A 19,264-nucleotide genomic window follows, 5' to 3' on the forward strand; every position below is an offset into this window, starting at 1 on the left:
GAAATAATTCATTGACCGGTATATCCGCTGTTTTTCAAGTTGCAGCTTTATGGACTGCAACATGAAATCTATCCGGTACATAATTTATGCATGAATAATTTATGTATGACTAAATTATTTACTGATAATAACCGGTTGCTCATCTGCATTGAGTTCTGCAATTGTACCGATCTGCCATGCATCTTCTCCTGCTGCTTTCAAATATGAAATTGCCTGATCAGCCTGAGATTGAGGTAGCGCAATTATCATCCCCACGCCACAGTTAAATGTGCGGTACATTTCATGATCGCTGACATTGCCGGTTTGCTGTAACCACGTAAATACTTCCGGCCATTGCCAACTCGCAGCATCGATTCTTGCCTGCATATTTTCAGGCAGGACGCGCGGGATGTTTTCCCAGAAGCCACCGCCGGTTAGATGTGAAATGGCATGAACGTCAACGTCGGCAATCAATCCAAGAATGGATTTGACATAAATTCGGGTCGGTGCAAGCAGATGATCTGCGAGTGACTTTCCGTTAAGTTCAATACGTTCAGGTTCAGTCTGGCTGACTTCGAGGATCTTGCGGATCAGGGAGTAGCCATTGGAATGCGGCCCACTGGATGCCAGCGCAATCAATGCATCACCCACCTGCACTTGGCTGCCATCAATGATTTCTGATTTTTCCACCACGCCGACACAAAAGCCTGCGACATCATAATCTCCACCGTGATACATACCGGGCATTTCGGCTGTTTCACCCCCAACCAGTGCACAGCCTGCCTGTTTGCAGCCTTCCGCAATACCGGTAATAACACTGGCGGCGGTATCAACATCCAGTTTGCCTGTGGCATAGTAATCAAGGAAGAAAAGCGGCTCTGCACCCTGAACAACCAAATCATTGACACACATGGCCACTAAATCAATCCCGATGGTGTCATGGCGTTTCAGATCCATCGCCAAACGCAGCTTAGTACCAACCCCATCCGTACCGGAAACCAGTACAGGTTCACGATATTTCTGTGGCAAGGCGCACAAGGCACCGAAACCACCCAATCCTCCCATCACTTCAGGGCGACGGGTCTGTTTTACGACACCTTTAATACGATCGACTAAGGCATTGCCAGCATCAATATCGACACCAGCATCTTTATAACTAAGAGAGGTTTTGTTGGTCACTGCGTAGCTCCCAGGCGGTTGCATTTGAATGAATATACCTGTTGTTTTGCAAATTGCAGTTTTGTTATCTGCATCTTGAAACCCAAAGGGTATAAAACAGAACGGAAATGATTCTATCAGTCTAAGCAAACGTTTGCGATAGCTTTATACGTGTTTCCTGTCAGATAATAAATAGAGAAAAATAGCTGGAGTTGATAAAAATCAGTAGATTGATAGTGGCGCAATGCCGAAAAGGAGGTATAATCCCGCGATTTTTTTATCTGCCGGCTATATTAGGAGAAACCCATGAAGATCGTTGAGGTTAAACACCCACTAGTTAGACATAAACTTGGTCTGATGCGAGATCATGATATAAGCACAAAACGATTTCGTGAATTGGCATCAGAGGTGGGTAGTCTTCTGACATATGAAGCAACTGCTGATTTAGAAGTTGAGAAAGTGACCATTGAGGGATGGTGTGGTCCGGTAGAAATAGACCAGATTAAAGGGAAAAAAATTACGGTAGTGCCTATTCTGCGTGCAGGGCTGGGTATGATGGATGGTGTGCTGGAGAATATTCCAAGTGCACGGATCAGCGTCGTTGGCGTATACCGTGATGAAGAAACACTCGAACCTGTACCTTATTTTCAGAAATTGGTTTCTGACATTAGTGAACGCATGGCATTGGTCGTTGACCCAATGCTGGCGACAGGGGGATCAATGATTGCCACTATTGATCTATTGAAAAAGGCGGGATGCCCGGTAATTAAAGTACTGGTTCTGGTTGCAGCGCCTGAAGGGGTTGCGGCATTGGAAAAAGCGCATCCAGATGTTGAACTGTATACCGCCTCAATTGATGAACGGCTCAATGAGCATGGATATATTGTCCCCGGCTTGGGAGATGCCGGCGACAAATTATTCGGTACTAAATAAGATTTATAGCCGGCTGAAAAGTCGGCTTTTTTTTGTTTCCAGCAAGATGATACAAGAGGATATGAGTAATGACCCGTAGAACTATTGGGGTAGATGAGAGGCCGTCTCTGGCGCAAACTATTCCATTAAGTTTACAGCATTTATTTGCCATGTTTGGCGCTACTGTTTTGGTGCCTATTTTATTTAAAGTAAATCCTGCCACTATTTTATTATTCAATGGCATTGGAACATTATTGTATTTGGTGATTTGCAAAGGGAAAATTCCTGCTTATTTGGGTTCCAGCTTTGCCTTTATTTCCCCGGTATTATTGTTATTGCCTTTGGGATATGAATTAGCCTTGGGTGGGTTTATTGTTTGTGGTTTCTTGTTCTGTTTGGTAGCCCTAATTGTTAAAGTCGCGGGGAGAGGGTGGATCAATGTCATGTTTCCGCCTGCGGCAATGGGAGCGATTGTTGCGGTAATTGGTCTGGAGCTGGCGGGAGTGGCTGCTGATATGGCGGGTTTGCGTCCCGCAGCAGGCGCTGAAGTTAATATGACCAACCTGACTGTCTCTATGGTGACATTGGGTGTCACTATTTTAGGTTCGGTGGTATTCCGTGGTTTTATGGCGATTATCCCAATTCTGATTGGTGTTCTGGTGGGTTATGCACTGTCATTTTTCATGGGAATTGTAGATATAACACCAGTACGCGAAGCGCCTTGGTTTGCTTTGCCAACTTTTTATACCCCGCGCTTTGAGTGGTTTGCCATCATGACTATTTTGCCAGCAGCGCTTGTGGTGATTGCAGAACATGTCGGCCATTTGGTGGTAACGGCAAATATTGTGCAGAAAGATTTACTGAAAAATCCGGGTCTGCACCGTTCCATGTTCGCCAATGGTTTTTCAACAATATTTTCCGGTTTCTTTGGTTCAACGCCTAACACAACGTATGGTGAGAACATTGGTGTCATGGCACTGACCCGCGTATACAGCACATGGGTGATTGGCGGTGCTGCGATATTGGCAATATTGCTCTCTTGCGTGGGTAAATTGGCGGCAGCGATTCAAATGATACCTGTTCCTGTAATGGGCGGAGTTTCTCTGTTGTTATATGGCGTTATTGGTGCATCCGGTATCCGGGTTCTGATTGATTCAAAAGTCGATTACAGCAAAGCACAAAACTTGATTCTGACTTCCGTTATTCTGATTATTGGTGTGAGCGGGGCGAAAATTCAAATTGGTGCAGCGGAGTTAAAAGGCATGGCGCTTGCAACGGTCGTGGGTATTGGCCTGAGCCTGCTGTTCAAATTGATAAGCGTTATTCGTCCAGATGAGCCGTACATTAATGCGTCTGTAGAATCGATTGGCAATGATAAAAAAAGCGAAGCCACAGAATAAGTTATACCTAATTGAATTATTCTGACAAAAAGGGCTGCCATTGGCGCCCTTTTTGCTTTTTATTTGTAAATTTATTTGCATTTGGTAAGTCATTTTCATGGGCGAATTTATTCTATTATGTGGAGATTGGAGGTATTTATTTAACTTTCTTTTAACATCATGGGCATTAATTATCTCTTTTCATATGCCATATTCACTGATGGTTCTGGATTGTTATTGCAGTACCTCTTGAAAACTAAAAATAAATGTTTTTTTGTCAATTAATAAAAAGCACAGGCGAAATATTCTCAAAATAAAATCCCCAACAAATTTCGATTAACGCCTTTCTGAATTTATTATTATTTACAGAGCGATATAAACGAACAAAGCTCTTTCGCAATTTTACCCATCAAATAGGCAATGAAATATATTCTGAAAAAGTCTCTCTTTACTGGTTGTAAATTATCCATTTTATCGATTGATTGTCATTGCCAATTCCCGCTCATTTTAAGCAAAGCATTCGTTTCATTTATAGGGGCTTTTTGTGGTAGACTTAGCGCTGTTCGTTATCCATTCTGTTTGAGGTGCTTCTGAATACACCGTCGCAGCTTTCATTACCGTTATATTTGCCCGATGATGAAACGTTTGCCAGTTTCTTTGCAGGTGAGAATTCAACCTTATTAGCTGCAATAAAATTGGCCATCAGTCAGTCACACGGCAATTATATCTATTTTTGGTCCCGTGATGGCGGGGGCAAGAGTCATTTGCTTCACGCAGCCTGTGCCGAATTGTCCCAACAGGAAGAAGCTGTGGGATATGTACCGCTGGATAAACGTGCCTATTTTGTTCCCGAAGTTCTTGATGGCATGGAGCATTTGTCATTGGTCTGCATTGATAATATTGAGTGTATTGCCGGCGATCAAGAATGGGAGATGGCGGTTTTCAATCTCTATAACCGAATTGTTGAAATTGGCAGGACGTGTCTTTTGATCACGGGTGATCGTCCTCCACGCCAGATCAACCTGACATTGCCGGATCTGGCATCTCGTTTGGACTGGGGGCAAATTTACAAATTACAGCCTTTGTCTGATGATGAAAAGATCCAGGCGTTGCAATTGCGGGCAAAATTACGGGGTTTTGAATTACCTGAGGATGTCGGGCGTTTTGTATTGAAACGGTTGGATAGAGAAATGCAAACATTGTTTAAGACGTTGGATGAACTCGATAGGGCATCCATTGTGGCACAACGTAAGCTCACTATCCCGTTTGTGAAAGATATCCTTGAGCTTTGATTTGATAAGTGGCAGGTAAAATGAGTTTCAGATAAAAAAGTGATAGAGAGTAGTCTCCTATCACTTTTTTGTTTCATCACTTTTCAGAACGTTTTTTCCTAAAGGTGACCGTTCATTGAAAATGCTTGTTCATTTGGGATATTCAGCCCAGAATTTCTTTGACTTGTTCAGGCGGACGGCCCAAACGAGCTTTATTGCCGGCAACAACAATTGGGCGTTCAATCAATTTTGGATTTTCAGCCATTGCCTGTAGCAGGGCTTCTTGGGATAACGAACCATCGCCAAGATTCAGTTCTTTATACCGCTCTTCCTTGGTTCGCATCAATTGGCGGGCATCATCAAACCCGAGTTGTTTCAGCAGGACAGAAAGTTGTTCCACTGTCGGCGGTGTCTCCAGGTAATGAATGATTTCCGGCTTTATGCCCAACTCTTCAACTAGCTTGAGTGTTTCACGGCTCTTTGAACAGCGAGGGTTGTGGTAGAAAGTCACTTGTCGCATGTAAAAATCCTTTATTTATAATATTGCTCATAATTGTGTTGCAGCTGGCGTAATTGATCAATGCGGGCATCATACCTTTCTTGATCATGGCTACCCAGTTTTACCATTGCGCTGGCCCTGCTGAGGTATGCAATGGCAATATCAAACTTCCCTTGTAATGCCATGGTTTCTGCATAGGCGGCCAGTTCTTCATTGGGCTTGCCTTGTTTCCCCGCCACTTCTGTCAGTAATGTCCAGCCATTGAGATCGTTAGGATTATTGAAGGTATAGCGGAACAGCAACTGCGATGCCTGTGAATACTGTTTGGCCTGAAGGTAAGCATTTGCCAGATTGATTTGTAATACCGGGTTATTTTTCTGCTTTTTCAGTGCATTTTGCAATCGAGCAATTGCACTGGTGTATTGCTTTTGGCCGATGTCAATATCAGTCATGGCATCGATAAACCAAACGTTATCCGGGTATTTATCCAACAAGGGCGATAAGACAGTTTTGGCCTCAGCATATTTTTTATCCATAGACAGCAAGAGCGCGCGCCCATAAGTTGCTGCCAATTGCTCTTTGGCTGTGCCTTGGCTGTATTTTTTCAATAGCTGTTCAGTATAAGAATTTTGTTCTGCCGAATACATTGTCAGGATACGGATACTGGCAAATAGAAAATCCTGCGATTCAGGAACAATTTTGGCCGGATATTGATTGGCTCTGTTTCGGGCATCTGACAGTCGGTTATCTGGTAATGGGTGTGTATACAAGATCTCAGGCAACTTGGAACTGTAACGAGATTGATCGGCTAGATTTTGCATAAACATAGGCATAGCCTGTGGATCAAACCCCGCCCGGCTGAGAATTCGCAGCCCAATGCGATCAGCTTCTTGCTCATTTGATTGGGTAAAGCTGATTATGTTTTGTTTGATGCCTGCAAGTGTACCGCTAAGAGCCGCCATACCTGCCTGTGGACTGGCCATCATTAACAGGACGGAACCGAGGGCGCCAGCCCAAGCGAAGGGGGTCTTGCGTTGTTGGTCTTCGAAGAACCTCGCTAAATGCCGCTGGGTTACATGGGAGATTTCATGAGCCATGACCGATGCCAGTTCGCTTTCAGTGCTGCTATAGCGGAATAAAGCGGAGTGCAGAACAACATTGCCACCAAAAGTTGCGTAAGCATTAATGCTGGGGCTATCAACCAAATAAAAATGGAATGGTGTTTTTACTGAATCAGCGTGGTTGACCAACCTTTGGCCTAATTTATTAATGTACTCTGTCAATAGCGGGTCATAAATCAGCGGCGATTGGGCTCGTATAAAACGGATAGACAAATCCCCCATTGCCATCTCTTGATTGACACTGAGTGTTGAGCTTGCTGTCGTACCTATATCAGGCAATGAATCTTCAGTTGGTGCTGAATAAACAGGGGGATTCCCCAATAATAACAGGCTCGCGAGTATGGCTATCAGAGACTTTTTCGGCATTTTTCTCATAAAACGATCCCCGTAAAACAATCCTGGTAAGACAAGCACTCCAATTAGCTATTAATTCCATGAATGCGTGTATGATAGCAAAGGGTAACCTAAAACCTGCCGAACTGAATAATTTTTAGTAAAAATAATCATTGAATATCGCCATCAAGGAGTTTGATTTATGCTGGATATGCTTATGCAATGGTATCAGCGTCGTTTTACTGATCCACAAGTTGTTACACTATCAGTCATTTTACTGGTAGGGTTTGGAATCATCTATTTTTTCAATGGGATCTTGGCTCCTGTTCTTGCCGCGATTGTACTGGCTTATCTACTGGAATGGCCAACAATGCAACTAGAAAAATTAGGATGCAGCCGTGTGCTCTCCGTTTCAATTGTATTAATTGTTTTTATGGGAATCAGCGCATTAATTATCTTGATTGTTGCACCAACGGTATGGCAACAGGGATTGAATCTATTCTCTGATTTGCCCAATATGTTAAATCGCTTTAATGAGTATGCGCTCACCCTGCCTGCACGTTACCCTGAGCTGGTTAATGCAGGTATCATCGACATGATAGCGGATAACCTGCGCAGTAAACTTTCCCTGGCGGGCGAATCTGTCTTTAAATTTTCAGTGGCCTCATTAATTGGTTTGGTGACTCTGGCGATTTATTTGATCCTTGTTCCTTTAATGGTGTTTTTCCTGTTAAAAGACAAAAATAAAATGGTAGCGGCATTGCAGCGTGTTTTACCTCGCAACTATGGATTGGCTGGTGAACTATGGAATGAGATGAATCAGCAGATTACGAATTATATTCGTGGCAAAGTCACGGAAATGCTTATTCTGACAGTTTGTACGTATGCGGTATTTGCTTTCTTTGGATTAAATTATGCCTTGCTGCTTTCAGTCCTGGTCGGTCTATCGGTGTTAATTCCTTATATTGGTACGGTGCTGGTGACTATTCCGGTTATTGTTGTTGCACTGTTTCAGTGGGGGCTTGGAGCAGATTTCTGGACGTTGTTCATTGCATACTTAGTTGTACAGGGATTAGATGGTAACCTCCTTGTCCCCATCCTATTTTCGGAAGCGGTCAACCTTCATCCGCTTGTTATCATTCTCTCCGTCATTATTTTTGGTGGATTATGGGGATTTTGGGGTGTCTTCTTGGCAATCCCGCTGGCTACGTTAATCAAAGCCATTATTCATGTCTGGCCGGAAGAAAAAACAGAATAAGAGGCCATTAAGATTTAGCGTCGTCGCCAGTAATAACAACTAGTCTGTAATAAGAATGAAAAATCTAAACTAAATAAGGAATGGCAATGAAATCGCTATTAGGGATTATTCCCTGTGTATTTTTGGGGTGGATTCTGTCACTGCTAGGGGTACCTTTGGCTTATATGTTCGGAGCCATTGCAGCTGTTATCATTGCATTCCGGTTGAAAATTGAGTTAACAGCGCCAAAGCACAGCCTGACGATAGTTCAGATTGTCTTGGGCAGTTCCATTGGTCTGATGGTCAAAGAATTGCCTATGGAAGAAGGGCAGGATATTTTACGGTTGCTCCCTGCATTATTGGTATGTCTGGTTTTGCAATTTAGTGCCGGCTATTGGTGGTTCCACCGAAAAATGGGCTGGACTCGTGCAGAGTCAGTGCTGGGTTCTGTTCCGGGGGCATTGGCCGCGATCATCGTGCTGACAGAGCATTCTAAAACACCGCCTCAGAAAATTGTTATTTCCCATGCCATTCGTTTGGTGGTTCTTATTATTATTGCCGGGGTTATTACCGGCTTAAATCCACCTCCGGCGGCAAAACAAGTAGCGTTTGTTTATACGCCGGAAATTATTGGCTGGCTGATCCTGATTGCTATCGGAGGTTATGTTGTCGGCGTTTTGCTGGAGCGTATTCGCGTTCCGGCACCTTATATGTTGACTTCACTGGTTGTGGCAAGTGTTGTGCATTATTTTTCTGGTATTAATTTGAAGATGCCTGAATTGCTCAGTTTATTATCTATGGCATTGATGGGAATGCGGATAGGTTTGTATTTTAATGCTTTCTCCGGATCAGCACTTATCAGTAATATCTGGAATTCCTTGCAATCAGTGTTTATTGCCTTGGTTGTCACCGTGTCGGTGGCTATAGTGGCGGCACAATGGATGGATTATCCGATATATTTATTGGTTCTGTCTTGGGCTCCCGGCAGCATGGAAGCCATGTTATTTGCCGCAATGGCGATGAAAGTGAATGTTGGTATTGTTATGGCAAGCCACATTATACGCATGTCTTTACTTCATATCGTGCCGGTAATAGTCGTGATAATAGAGGGGCGGCGTAAAAAGAGCTAATTTTCGGCAGGTATCGAGCCATGTAAGGAGCAGGTAAGGATTGGTGAAATTCCCCCGTTAGGCAAACGGGGGAATGATGCTAGAGCAATTAGCCAATCAGTCAGGCTGAATGCTGTTTCAGGTAGTCGAGAACAACTTGGTGGTGATCACTGGTTTTGAATTTATCAAAAACGTGTTCAATGTCGCCCTGTGGAGTTATCAAGAAACTGATGCGGTGAATGCCGTCATAGGTTTTACCCATAAACTGTTTCTTTCCCCAAACACCAAATTGCTCGGCAAGTTGGTGATCAACATCAGAAAGCAACGTAAAATTCAGCATCTCTTTTTCTGCAAAACGAGATAGTTTTTCTGATGTGTCCGTGCTTATACCCAAAACTTCAACATTGAGGCTCTTTAGTTCACTCATCGTGTCACGCAAACCACATGCTTGTACAGTACAACCAGGAGTCATTGCCTTGGGATAAAAATAAACTAAAACCCGCTGCCCTTTGAAGTCAGACAAACTAATGGGCTCGCCATCTTGGTCAGGAAGGCTGAATTGTGGTGCCTTATCACCGGCTTTCAATGGACTCATCACGCATTCTCCGTTTGATCGTTTTGATTTAAGTGATTTTATACGCTAATACTGTTATGTGTTCTTGCATTAAATTCCATGTATAGATATATGAATTTCGGGCTAATTTGTCTCCTTTCCTTGTTGTGTTCAATCTTAATTCATATGTGTTCATCTCATGGAAAAATTATATTTCAATTTAAGTGGTGCAGGAACTTATGATTCTAGATAGTTTTGTACACTGACAGTGCCTTGTGCACTTAACTCCGCACATAATTGCTGAAAGGTTTCTTTGAAAGTCGTGCCGTTATCATCCAATGGATGATGGCCTGTAATTTGAATTTGCAGGCGGGCTGGGGTATTTCCTTCCGCAGGATGAGTTTTTGAAACCAATTCAGCAATATTAAGATTCTGGGTTGTGAACAAATTGGTAAACCGTTCAACAATTCCCGGCGAATCATCTACATCGACTTTAACAGTAATCGCCGAAGGAAATTTTGTCTGAATACCGCACCGGGTGCGTTTCATGACAACAAGCAATTCAAGTTCCGCCCCTTTTTGGGGCAGGGTAGACTCAATTAGTGTAATGGCATTCCAGCTTCCGGATAGCAGCATGATAAAAGTAAACTCTTCGCCAAACATTGCCAGGCGGCTGTCTTCAATATTACAGCCGCATGTGCTGACAAGCCGGGTAATAGTATTGACGATGCCGGGACGATCTGTACCGAGGGCAGTGATCACTAAAAAGTGTTGTTCTGATGTTGGCAAAGCGATTTTCCTTTAATTGTAATAAGTGTTTGCTGTGTGTATCTGTTTAAACATAAAAAATGATCAAGAGAAGGTCAATCGTATTTGTTAATAAGGACACGATTATAATTTTCGTTTAATCGTCTACACTTGGTATTAACAAAATTCATTGAAATCGCGTGCTTAAAGAGTTTTCTTCTGTATTACAAGAAAGTACCATGAACCTCTCATGTGTGGTTTTTGGTTTAATTAAGGGGAAGTGGCGATGGTGAGCGAACATTTTGGTTTTACAGGCAGTATGGTTGCATTGCTAACACCAATGAATTCAGCAGGTCAAGTTGATAAAGCCAGTTTGAAAAAGTTGGTGGAATATCATATCTCCAGTGGTACATCTGCGATTGTGTCCGTTGGGACGACAGGGGAAAATGCAACACTTAATCATAATGAACATGTCGATGTCGTATTGATGACACTGGAAATCGCGGATGGGCGCATTCCTGTTATTGCAGGAACTGGTGCAAATGCCACTGCTGAAGCCATTTCGCTGACCAATTGTTTCGAAAACACGGGTGTTGTGGGTTGCCTGTCAGTGACACCTTATTATAATAAGCCGTCACAGGAAGGATTATACCAGCACTATAAAGTGATAGCTGAGAATACTGACTTACCACAAATTCTGTATAATGTGCCGTCTCGTACCGGATGTGATTTACTGCCGCCAACGATTGCCCGTTTGGCGAAATTGAAAAATATTGTTGCAGTCAAGGAAGCAACAGGGAACTTAAGTCGCGTCAGTCAGATCCAAGAATTGGTTAATGATGAAAATTTCATTTTGCTAAGTGGTGATGATGGGAGTTATATCGATTTCATGCAGTTGGGCGGTAAAGGTACTATTTCTGTGACAGCAAACGTAGCTGCCGCTGAAATGGCGCAAATATGCAAACTGGCTGAACAGGGTGAATTCGTGGCAGCCCGCAGCCTGAACAGCCGACTGATGGAATTGCATCATCAATTATTTATTGAACCTAGCCCGGCGCCAGCCAAATGGGCTTGCCGTCAACTGGGGTTGATTGCCGATGATACTCTGCGTTTGCCAATGATTCCGCTAACGCAAGAAGGGCAGGAAGCAGTTGGCAAGGCCTTGAAAGTGGCTGGATTACTGTAAAATTTAGGGAATTTTAATGGCAACATTATTGCAAAAATCGAAGGTCATGAAAGTTGCTGGTCTGTCATTGGTAGTTTTTTTGGCAGCTTGCTCCAGCGATCAGCGCTATAAACGTCAAGTAAACGGAGATGATTCTTATCTTGAAACGCCTCCACTGAAAACCTTGAACATCCCTGCGGGAATGGTATTACCATTGCAAAATGGTGAATATAATATTCCGCCAACAACTTCAACCGGTGCAGTGGGCAAGGACTTGGATATTCGTCCGCCATTGCAGGCCCTTGCGTTATTGACAGGCTCCCGTGTTGAGAGTAGCGCACAAAGCAGTAAGTTGTTGCTTGATAATGCCTCGGAATACAGTAAGTTGTGGTCACAGATAAATGATCTGCTGGCGAAGAAAAATCATCAGATCAGCAAAAAAGATGATGCAACACAAACTCTGACAACGGATTGGATTACATGGGCGCGCGCAGATGAAAACGTACCATACCAGGCTCGTTACCATATTTCGGTCGATAAACAGGGTTATCAAACTGCCTTGTCTGTTTCGAATGATGGCTTGAAGCAGGGGACAGAGGAAGTCACAAATCCGGCGGAAATCCAGCGTTACAATATATTGATGCTCAATGAATTGGCTGGTGGTTTAAGTCAGCAGCAGGAAGAAGCGAGCCTGAACAGTACGAAAGATTCAGGGGCGTTAGCTGTACAAAGTGGCAGTGACAATACCGGATTGCCACAAATCATTGTACGTGCGCCATACAGTGTAGTATGGAACAGGTTACCATTCGTGCTGGAAAGCGTAGGTATGCAAGTGACGGATCGTACGCGTTCAACCGGTGCGATAGACGTGGCATACAAAGGACTCAGCTCTTCTGGTTGGAAAGAGCTGGGTGTTGAAGAGCCGACTGTCAGCGAAGGAAACTATAAGCTGCAGGTAGGTGATTTGGATAACCGAAGCAGTTTGCAATTTATCAGCGAGAAAGGTAAGCCGTTGACTCAATCTGAGAATGATCAAATGGTAGCCGTGCTGGAAGCTGCATTTAGTAAATCCACAGACAAGTAATGACATAAAGGGGCTTAGGCCCCTTTATATTTTGGGTGCAATTTCTCGTTTAATTTTTTACGTTTAAAGAAGTCACATTTCTGGAGTGTAAGATGCAGAAAAAAGCTGAGTTGTATCGTGGAAAGGCAAAAACAGTGTATTCCACTGAGAACCCTGACCTGCTTGTACTGGAATTCCGTAATGATACATCAGCATTGGATGGTGAACGCATAGAGCAGTTTGATCGTAAAGGGATGGTGAATAATAAATTCAATCATTTCATTATGAACAAACTGGAAGAAGCGGGCATTCCGACGCAAATGGAACAGCTATTGTCAGATAACGAATCGCTGGTGAAAAAACTTGATATGGTGCCAGTGGAGTGCGTTATCCGTAACCGTGCTGCCGGCTCCCTCGTTAAGCGTCTGGGGGTTGAGGAAGGCATGGTATTGAATCCACCACTGTTTGACTTGTTCTTGAAAGATGATGCCAAACACGATCCTATGGTTAATGAATCCTATTGCGAGACATTTGGTTGGGTCAGCAAAGCGCATTTATCCGAGATGAAACGCCTGAGCTACAAAGCCAATGAAGTGTTGAGTCAATTGTTTGATGATGCCGGTTTGATTTTGGTGGATTTCAAATTGGAGTTTGGGTTGTTCAACGGGAAAATTGTGCTGGGTGATGAATTTTCACCAGATGGCAGCCGTTTGTGGGACAAACAGACGATGGACAAGATGGATAAAGATCGCTTCCGTCAAAGCCTCGGTGGTTTAATTGAAGCGTATGAAGAAGTCGCACGCCGTATCGGCGTTATTTTGGACTAACTACGCAAACGATTACTTAGGGTTTATTTCTTAAACTTACCCCTTAATAATGACAGGATGCTCTCGTATTAAAGAGCATCCTGTCAATGCGTTGGTTATTTAATGAATATCAAAGTAAATATCTAATCTTTTGTTTCCAGCCTTTCTGGTTCATGCAATTGAAAAAGTATTGTTCTCTGGAGTCTCTATTGACATCAATGACATAACTTTCAGTTACCGGAACGCTTTGATTGTAATACCCCTCTTTCCCGCATTGGACACCATTTACGCAGGCTTGTCTCACTGTCCTGATGACCGATTTTTGAGCCACTTCATTTTTTACAGGAAATATTTTTGATGCTGATTCATTGCATATTTGGGTTGCTTCATTAAATGGCGTTGGGTTACCTGTCGCGGGCACCCATTGCGTGGTACACGCGGTCAGTGAAGCGCACACCATCATGGAGAATATTAGTTTTCTCATATCGTCTATATGAACGCATCCTGTTTGCAAGGCATTTCTTACAATCTTTCTGCATTCCTCCAGATAAAAGAGTTGATATTGATCAGTAAAATGCGGTTATACCTGGAAGTTACTGACATAATTAAATGAGTCGTTGCCCTGTCTGTATCATGAACGGACATTATAATTATTTATCATTGTGATTATTTAAATCAAGGGTATTAAAAAGTGACAAAGTTTCATCTGGTTACCTTACTACTTTTCTTACACAACCAAAGTGTAACTCCATGTAGGTATCTTGGATGCATTTTATGAATTGTTGTTTTTTTGATTGAATGAAACTATTTCAGCTACATGATTAATTATATGATGAAAAATCATTTTCTGCTGCGATTCCACCGGAAACACGTTGGGCAGGGAATATATTCACCGGTGTTATAAAATTCAGAGTTCAGGCATTAACTTAAGTTTTAAAAATAGGCTGTTATGTTGAGGTTATTGTATAAAATTCAACATATTATTCTGCATAGTGACAGAGATTGTGTTGTATGATGCAAAGAATATCAAATACTGTTATGTAGGAAATAAAAATTAATGAGCCATATTGATCCAACTTTACTTATTTTACTTGTATTGGCAGGGCTTGGTATTATCAGCCATAACATGACTGTTACACTGGCTATGTTATTTCTCTTGGTAGTTCGTATCACGCCATTGAATCAATTCTTCCCTTGGGTGGAAAAGTATGGCTTGACGATAGGTATTCTGGTTCTGACCATAGGTGTGATGTCACCTATCGCAAGTGGAAAAATCTCGCCACAAGAAATTTTTAGCTCATTCCTGAATTGGAAATCACTGCTGGCAATTGCGGTGGGTGTTCTTGTATCGTGGCTAGGAAGCCGTGGTGTTGCTTTAATGTCCAATCAACCTTCAACTGTAGCGGGATTATTGGTCGGTACAATATTGGGGGTTGCCTTATTCAGAGGAGTTCCTGTCGGCCCATTGATCGCGGCGGGTATTTTATCAATGATGATTGGCAAGTCATGACAGTTTCGGTAAACACCATAGACAACAATGCATGGGGAACGTTGCAAGCACAGATGCAGCAACAGGGGCAGCGCCGTTTAGTTGTATTGAGTGGTGAACCGCAATGGAGTGCTTTGATAGTTTCTCAACTGAAAAAACAGTTTCAGGGAGACTGGTTAACGGTTTCATCTCATGAATCCGATGCCATTGAACCAACTAAAGCCGTGAGTTTACTTGGGCGTGAATTTTTGCATGGCGTTTTTGATGCGACTCAGGGATTTAATGCTGAAGCATTGGCGATACTGGCCGGTACGTTAAAAGCGGGAAGCTGGTTGATTATGCGCGTTCCTGTCTGGGAGCACTGGTCAGAAAATCCTGATGAGGATAGTTTGCGCTGGAATGAATCAATAGGAATTATCCCCACACCTAATTTTGTGCATCACATTAAAAACCAATTAATGAGTTTTAAAGATGTTTCGTTATGGAAACAGGGGACTCCTTTCCAAATTTTACCATTGCCGCAGTCGGAAATGTGGCAGATGCCGGATGGAAATCCCACGGCCAGCCAGAAAGCCATTCTTGATGAATTATTGCAGGCTTCGCAAGGTGTTTGGGTCATTACTGCACCAAGAGGGCGGGGAAAATCCGCGTTGGCAGGAATGTTGGTAAGGCACTGGCAAGGTAAAGGCAAATGTTGGTTATGTGCGCCGGCCAAAATCACAACGGAAGTTATTCGAAGGTATTCAGGGAGCTCAGATCCGCTCGGTCAGGACATTCCGGAGCAGGAAACACCATTTTGGGCGGTAGACAATTTATTGAAATATTGCCGCACTAACGCTTTTCAAGCGAACGATCTTCAAGCAAATGGTTTGCAAGCGAATAACCCGCAACCGAATAATCATGGACGGGAAAACAGAAACGAAGTTGATTGGCTATTAATTGATGAAGCGGCTGCGATCCCAACGCCACAACTTGCAGAATTGATCCGTTATTTCCCGCGAGTACTGCTGACATCAACTGTTCAAGGTTATGAAGGTACAGGGCGCGGTTTTTTGTTGAAGCTGTGCTCTGCGCTGCCGGAGTGTCAAATTAGAGAGTTGAAAACGCCAATGCGTTGGGCTGAAAACGATCCACTGGAAACTTGGCTGGATAGCGCGTTGCTATTTGATGATAATCCGTGGCTTACTGAATGGCCTTCTCACTTGAATCTTGCAGAAGATTTAGATTTTTCCTCCATCACGCAAGATATGTGGCTAAAACACCCTACAATATTGCGTCAATTTTATGGGCTATTGACCAGTGCCCACTATCGCACCTCCCCCCTTGATTTACGTCGATTGCTGGATGGTAATGGAATGCGCTTTCTGGCCGCCAAATTACACACTGAAAATGACCAGAAAAATGCTCAACAGTCATTGGTTGGGGCATTGTGGATGGTAAATGAAGGTGGATTATCATCAACATTAGCGCATGAGATATGGGCAGGGCGACGGCGTCCCAGGGGTAATTTGGTTGCTCAATCTCTGGCAGCACACAGCGGCTTTCCTTGCGCGGCAATGCTACGATCACAACGGGTCAGCCGGGTTGCGGTACAAACACAGTATCGCCGCCGTGGGATCGCCAATCGCCTGATAACTCAGCAATGTCGGCAAGCCAATAAAAATAAGCTGGATTTCCTGTCTGTCAGTTTTGGTTATACCCCAGAGCTGTGGTCCCTTTGGCAAAAATGCGGTTTCCGCTTGGTGAGAATGGGAACTCACCGTGAAGCAAGCAGTGGCTGCTATACCGCAATGGCTATTTTGCCGTTGAGTGAACAAGGACATCAACTTGCCCAATCAGCACAACAACAATTATCCCGGGATGCGAGGGGGTTGGAATCATTGCTTGGTTTTACGCTTCCCCTTGAATATACCAATGACGAGCGGCTTAACGGCAATGATTGGCTAGAATTATCTGGATTTGCATTTGCCCATCGGCCGCTGTCTGCATCTTATTTTTCATTACAGCGGTTATTGCTGGCGAGCGATTTAGCCTTGCCTGCATTGAGAAAATATTTCCACCAGCAAATAGATATTGAGCAGTGCGCCCGTGAGCTATTATTGAGCGGCCGCAAGGCATTATTGAAATGTTGGCGGAAAGAAGTGGCTGACGCATTGGCAAGCATGGATAACATACTTGCCAATCAGTGGCGTAATTGGGTTACTTCTTGCGATTCTGTTGAGGCCAGTCGTCCTCATCATCCCATTGATCATTAAAATCTCGGTGCGGGGGTAATTCTGGTTTGTTATCTAAAAAAGATTTCGTGTTAACCCGGCTTAATGCTTTTACTGCATTAATAACAATGCCGATGAGTACTAGCAGAACAAGCCACCAATAATCTATCAACCAATGCATTTTACTCACCTTGAGACTATGTTCATTGCGGAGAGCGTCCGCGTTGGGGTATTAAGCGCCTTTCCCATGAGGCGCTTATTCCCATTATCCATCACCTTTCAAGTTGCAGTTTATCGGCTTCACTTACCTCAGCCCACGTTTTTATAAACATACGGTTATCTGCCCTTGGGGCTGATTCCTTGGCGGCTTTGCTGCGCGGTTGCCTGCATTTTGAAATCCATTAGATACAGATGTAATCAACTATAAGCCTAGTCAATAATTCTGATGTATTTATCAAATACATAGGATAGATTGTTTCTCAACCAATTTATGCCGGCAATATCACGATCCTGCCAAGCATCCAGCAAGACTTGTTCATCAAACAAACGCTCAGCTTCATGAGATATAGGCCAATAGCTGATATGCCAGGGTTCATAAGCTACGCCTGCATCGTGTCGAGTAAATGGGCGATAAAAATCATAATGAGACATGTTTTCTGTCAGCCAGTGGGTCAACGGTTCAAAGTAACCGCCGTTTTCATATTCCCAAGGCTCTAACTGCAACTGCTTATCTTGTGGGAGCAAAAACGGGTCATAGACATCCAGTTCAGTTCCCCAATGATGCCGGCTCGCACCCGGCAGGGCAGACCAACGAAGAATCGCTTCACATAGCTCGCCTTCACTCATTTTTGAAATATCAAGCGGCTGGCTATTGTCATCCAATACGGGACGTTGGCCGCGAAATTTTTCATTCCAGATTGTTTGCTGGCGCGTGAAATCGCGAAATGAACTGGCAGGTTGTAATTTAAATCCTGCTTGGGCAGCCTTTTGTTGCATGGCAAGAAACGCTTTGGTGGCATTGAACTGCAAACGGTGATTGCCGGAAAGTGTTACCAGATGATCTGTGGACAGGCCAGTTAACATTTCAGGTGTCATCATTTGACCAATTGCTCCATGATACGTTGATAAATTAGGCTTAATTGTTGTAATTCAGCCACGTTGACGCACTCATTGACTTTGTGGATTGTGGCATTAATTGGCCCCAGTTCCACAACTTGTGCCCCCATTTTGGCAATAAAACGCCCGTCTGATGTACCGCCACTGGTGGACAGCTCGGGTTTGTACCCGCAAAAGTGTTCAATGGAATCCACGGTTGCATCAACAAGTTTGCCTTCGCAAGTCAGGAAAGGTTGCCCGGACAGCCACCAATCCAGTTCATATTTCAGCTTATGCTTATTCAGCATATCTTCAACTTTCTGGCGGATTTCGGTGTCCGTCAGCTCCGTGCTGAAACGGAAATTAAATTGCACCCACAGTTTACCCGGGATGATGTTATTGCTGCCGGTTCCTGCCTGAATGTTGGCAATTTGCATGCTGGTGGCAGGGAAAAACTCATTGCCTTCATCCCATTGAGTATTGACCAACTCTTGCAAAAAGGGCAGTGAGCGGTGAATAGGATTGTCTGCCAATTGAGGGTAGGCGACATGCCCCTGAGTGCCAAATATCGTTAGACTGGCTGTCAGAGAGCCTCTCCGCCCATTTTTGATCATATCCCCAAGGCGATGTTGGCTGGAAGGCTCACCCACCAGACAATAATCCAGCCGTTCATCGCGAGCCATCAATGTCTCAACGACTTTAACTGTACCGTTGGTTGCCTTGGCTTCTTCATCGGAAGTGATCAAAAAGGCAAGGCGGCCTTTATGCTCCGGATACTGCGCAACAAAACGTTCTGCCGCTACCACCATGGCAGCCAGAGAACTTTTCATATCTGCCGCACCGCGGCCATACAGCATTCCATCACGGATAGACGGCTCGAAAGGCGGAGTTTGCCACTGTGACATATCACCGGCAGGAACAACATCGGTGTGACCAGCAAGGGCAAAAGTGACTCCCGTACCACGATAAGCCCAGAAATTTTGGGTATCACCGAAAGGCATGCGTTCTATCGTGAAACCAATGTCTTGCAGGCGTTGAATGAGAATTTCTTGACAACCATGATCATCAGGGCTGACAGAAGGCTGCTTAATTAACTGCTGCGCCAAATCAATTACTGGGCAAACCATGATGTGAT

At 43.8% G+C, this 19,264-nt stretch carries 19 protein-coding genes; 10 read left to right on the forward strand and 9 right to left on the reverse strand.

The window, feature by feature from the left end; all coding sequences use genetic code 11:
* Positions 1–114: 114 nt before the first annotated feature.
* Positions 115–1,158, reverse strand: coding sequence for a phosphoribosylformylglycinamidine cyclo-ligase (purM, locus tag BM100_RS06590; RefSeq protein ID WP_092509532.1), 1,044 nt, complete (start codon positions 1,156–1,158; stop codon positions 115–117).
* Positions 1,159–1,443: 285 nt separating this feature from the next.
* On the opposite strand from purM, the gene upp reads away from it, so the two are divergent.
* The 3 genes from upp to hda all read left to right on the forward strand — a co-directional run bounded on the left by upp (position 1,444) and on the right by hda (position 4,720).
* The gene (gene upp / locus BM100_RS06595; protein WP_092509159.1) at positions 1,444–2,070 is read left to right on the forward strand and encodes a uracil phosphoribosyltransferase; all 627 of its coding nucleotides are present in this window, start codon (positions 1,444–1,446) and stop codon (positions 2,068–2,070) included.
* Positions 2,071–2,138: 68 nt separating this feature from the next.
* Positions 2,139–3,449: a uracil permease gene (uraA, locus tag BM100_RS06600; protein WP_092509161.1), complete on the forward strand. Its 1,311-nt coding sequence runs from the start codon at positions 2,139–2,141 to the stop codon at positions 3,447–3,449.
* A 563-nt stretch (positions 3,450–4,012) separates the two neighbouring features.
* Entirely contained in the window at positions 4,013–4,720 is a 708-nt protein-coding gene (gene hda / locus BM100_RS06605; protein WP_169924640.1) for a DnaA inactivator Hda, read from the forward strand.
* 142 nt (positions 4,721–4,862) lie between these two features.
* Here the strand turns inward: hda and arsC are convergent, their stop codons facing one another.
* Both arsC and bepA read right to left on the reverse strand, forming a co-directional pair.
* Positions 4,863–5,219, reverse strand: a complete 357-nt coding sequence (gene arsC, locus BM100_RS06610) for an arsenate reductase (glutaredoxin) (protein ID WP_092509165.1) — start codon at positions 5,217–5,219, stop codon at positions 4,863–4,865.
* An 11-nt stretch (positions 5,220–5,230) separates the two neighbouring features.
* A complete protein-coding gene (gene bepA / locus BM100_RS06615; protein WP_092509167.1) occupies positions 5,231–6,694 on the reverse strand; it encodes a beta-barrel assembly-enhancing protease in 1,464 nt (487 codons plus the stop codon).
* A gap of 160 nt (positions 6,695–6,854) precedes the next feature.
* Between bepA and BM100_RS06620 the strand changes: the two genes are divergently transcribed.
* Both BM100_RS06620 and BM100_RS06625 read left to right on the forward strand, forming a co-directional pair.
* Positions 6,855–7,910: an AI-2E family transporter gene (locus BM100_RS06620; RefSeq protein ID WP_092509169.1), complete on the forward strand. Its 1,056-nt coding sequence runs from the start codon at positions 6,855–6,857 to the stop codon at positions 7,908–7,910.
* Positions 7,911–7,996: 86 nt separating this feature from the next.
* Positions 7,997–9,019 carry an AbrB family transcriptional regulator gene (locus BM100_RS06625; protein ID WP_169924639.1) on the forward strand — a complete coding sequence of 341 codons (1,023 nt, stop codon included), beginning with the start codon at positions 7,997–7,999 and terminating at the stop codon, positions 9,017–9,019.
* Between the two features lie 100 nt (positions 9,020–9,119).
* On the opposite strand, the gene bcp is transcribed toward BM100_RS06625, so the two are convergent.
* Both bcp and BM100_RS06635 read right to left on the reverse strand, forming a co-directional pair.
* On the reverse strand, positions 9,120–9,593 hold the full coding sequence (gene bcp, locus BM100_RS06630) for a thioredoxin-dependent thiol peroxidase (RefSeq protein WP_092509173.1): 474 nt from the start codon (positions 9,591–9,593) through the stop codon (positions 9,120–9,122).
* Positions 9,594–9,788: 195 nt separating this feature from the next.
* Complete coding sequence (locus tag BM100_RS06635) at positions 9,789–10,340, reverse strand: glycine cleavage system transcriptional repressor (protein ID WP_092509175.1); 552 nt, start codon at positions 10,338–10,340, stop codon at positions 9,789–9,791.
* 244 nt (positions 10,341–10,584) lie between these two features.
* Here BM100_RS06635 and dapA point away from each other — a divergent pair, with 244 nt between their 5' ends.
* The 3 genes from dapA to purC all read left to right on the forward strand — a co-directional run bounded on the left by dapA (position 10,585) and on the right by purC (position 13,353).
* Positions 10,585–11,484 carry a 4-hydroxy-tetrahydrodipicolinate synthase gene (dapA, locus tag BM100_RS06640; RefSeq protein ID WP_092509177.1) on the forward strand — a complete coding sequence of 300 codons (900 nt, stop codon included), beginning with the start codon at positions 10,585–10,587 and terminating at the stop codon, positions 11,482–11,484.
* Between the two features lie 16 nt (positions 11,485–11,500).
* Entirely contained in the window at positions 11,501–12,547 is a 1,047-nt protein-coding gene (bamC, locus tag BM100_RS06645) for an outer membrane protein assembly factor BamC (RefSeq protein ID WP_092509179.1), read from the forward strand.
* 92 nt (positions 12,548–12,639) lie between these two features.
* On the forward strand, positions 12,640–13,353 hold the full coding sequence (purC, locus tag BM100_RS06650; RefSeq protein WP_092509181.1) for a phosphoribosylaminoimidazolesuccinocarboxamide synthase: 714 nt from the start codon (positions 12,640–12,642) through the stop codon (positions 13,351–13,353).
* A 109-nt stretch (positions 13,354–13,462) separates the two neighbouring features.
* Here purC and BM100_RS06655 read toward each other — a convergent pair whose 3' ends face one another.
* Positions 13,463–13,816 carry a hypothetical protein gene (locus BM100_RS06655; protein ID WP_244590528.1) on the reverse strand — a complete coding sequence of 118 codons (354 nt, stop codon included), beginning with the start codon at positions 13,814–13,816 and terminating at the stop codon, positions 13,463–13,465.
* Between the two features lie 573 nt (positions 13,817–14,389).
* On the opposite strand from BM100_RS06655, the gene BM100_RS06660 reads away from it, so the two are divergent.
* Both BM100_RS06660 and BM100_RS06665 read left to right on the forward strand, forming a co-directional pair.
* Entirely contained in the window at positions 14,390–14,842 is a 453-nt protein-coding gene (locus BM100_RS06660) for a DUF441 domain-containing protein (protein WP_092509183.1), read from the forward strand.
* Positions 14,839–17,076, forward strand: coding sequence for a tRNA(Met) cytidine acetyltransferase TmcA (locus BM100_RS06665; RefSeq protein WP_092509185.1), 2,238 nt, complete (start codon positions 14,839–14,841; stop codon positions 17,074–17,076). The genes BM100_RS06660 and BM100_RS06665 overlap by 4 nt, the downstream gene beginning before the upstream one ends.
* Here the strand turns inward: BM100_RS06665 and BM100_RS06670 are convergent.
* From BM100_RS06670 to dapE, 3 genes are all read right to left on the reverse strand, one after another.
* Positions 17,021–17,215 (reverse strand): YpfN family protein, encoded by a 195-nt coding sequence (locus BM100_RS06670; protein ID WP_092509187.1) that lies wholly within the window; start codon positions 17,213–17,215, stop codon positions 17,021–17,023. The genes BM100_RS06665 and BM100_RS06670 overlap by 56 nt on opposite strands.
* A gap of 248 nt (positions 17,216–17,463) precedes the next feature.
* The gene (locus BM100_RS06675) at positions 17,464–18,132 is read right to left on the reverse strand and encodes a M15 family metallopeptidase (protein ID WP_092509189.1); all 669 of its coding nucleotides are present in this window, start codon (positions 18,130–18,132) and stop codon (positions 17,464–17,466) included.
* Positions 18,129–19,256: a succinyl-diaminopimelate desuccinylase gene (dapE, locus tag BM100_RS06680; protein ID WP_092509191.1), complete on the reverse strand. Its 1,128-nt coding sequence runs from the start codon at positions 19,254–19,256 to the stop codon at positions 18,129–18,131. Before dapE ends, BM100_RS06675 begins: the two co-directional genes overlap by 4 nt.
* Positions 19,257–19,264: the final 8 nt, after the last annotated feature.

The organism is Xenorhabdus mauleonii, assembly GCF_900113945.1.
Classification (GTDB): Bacteria; Pseudomonadota; Gammaproteobacteria; order Enterobacterales; family Enterobacteriaceae; genus Xenorhabdus; species Xenorhabdus mauleonii.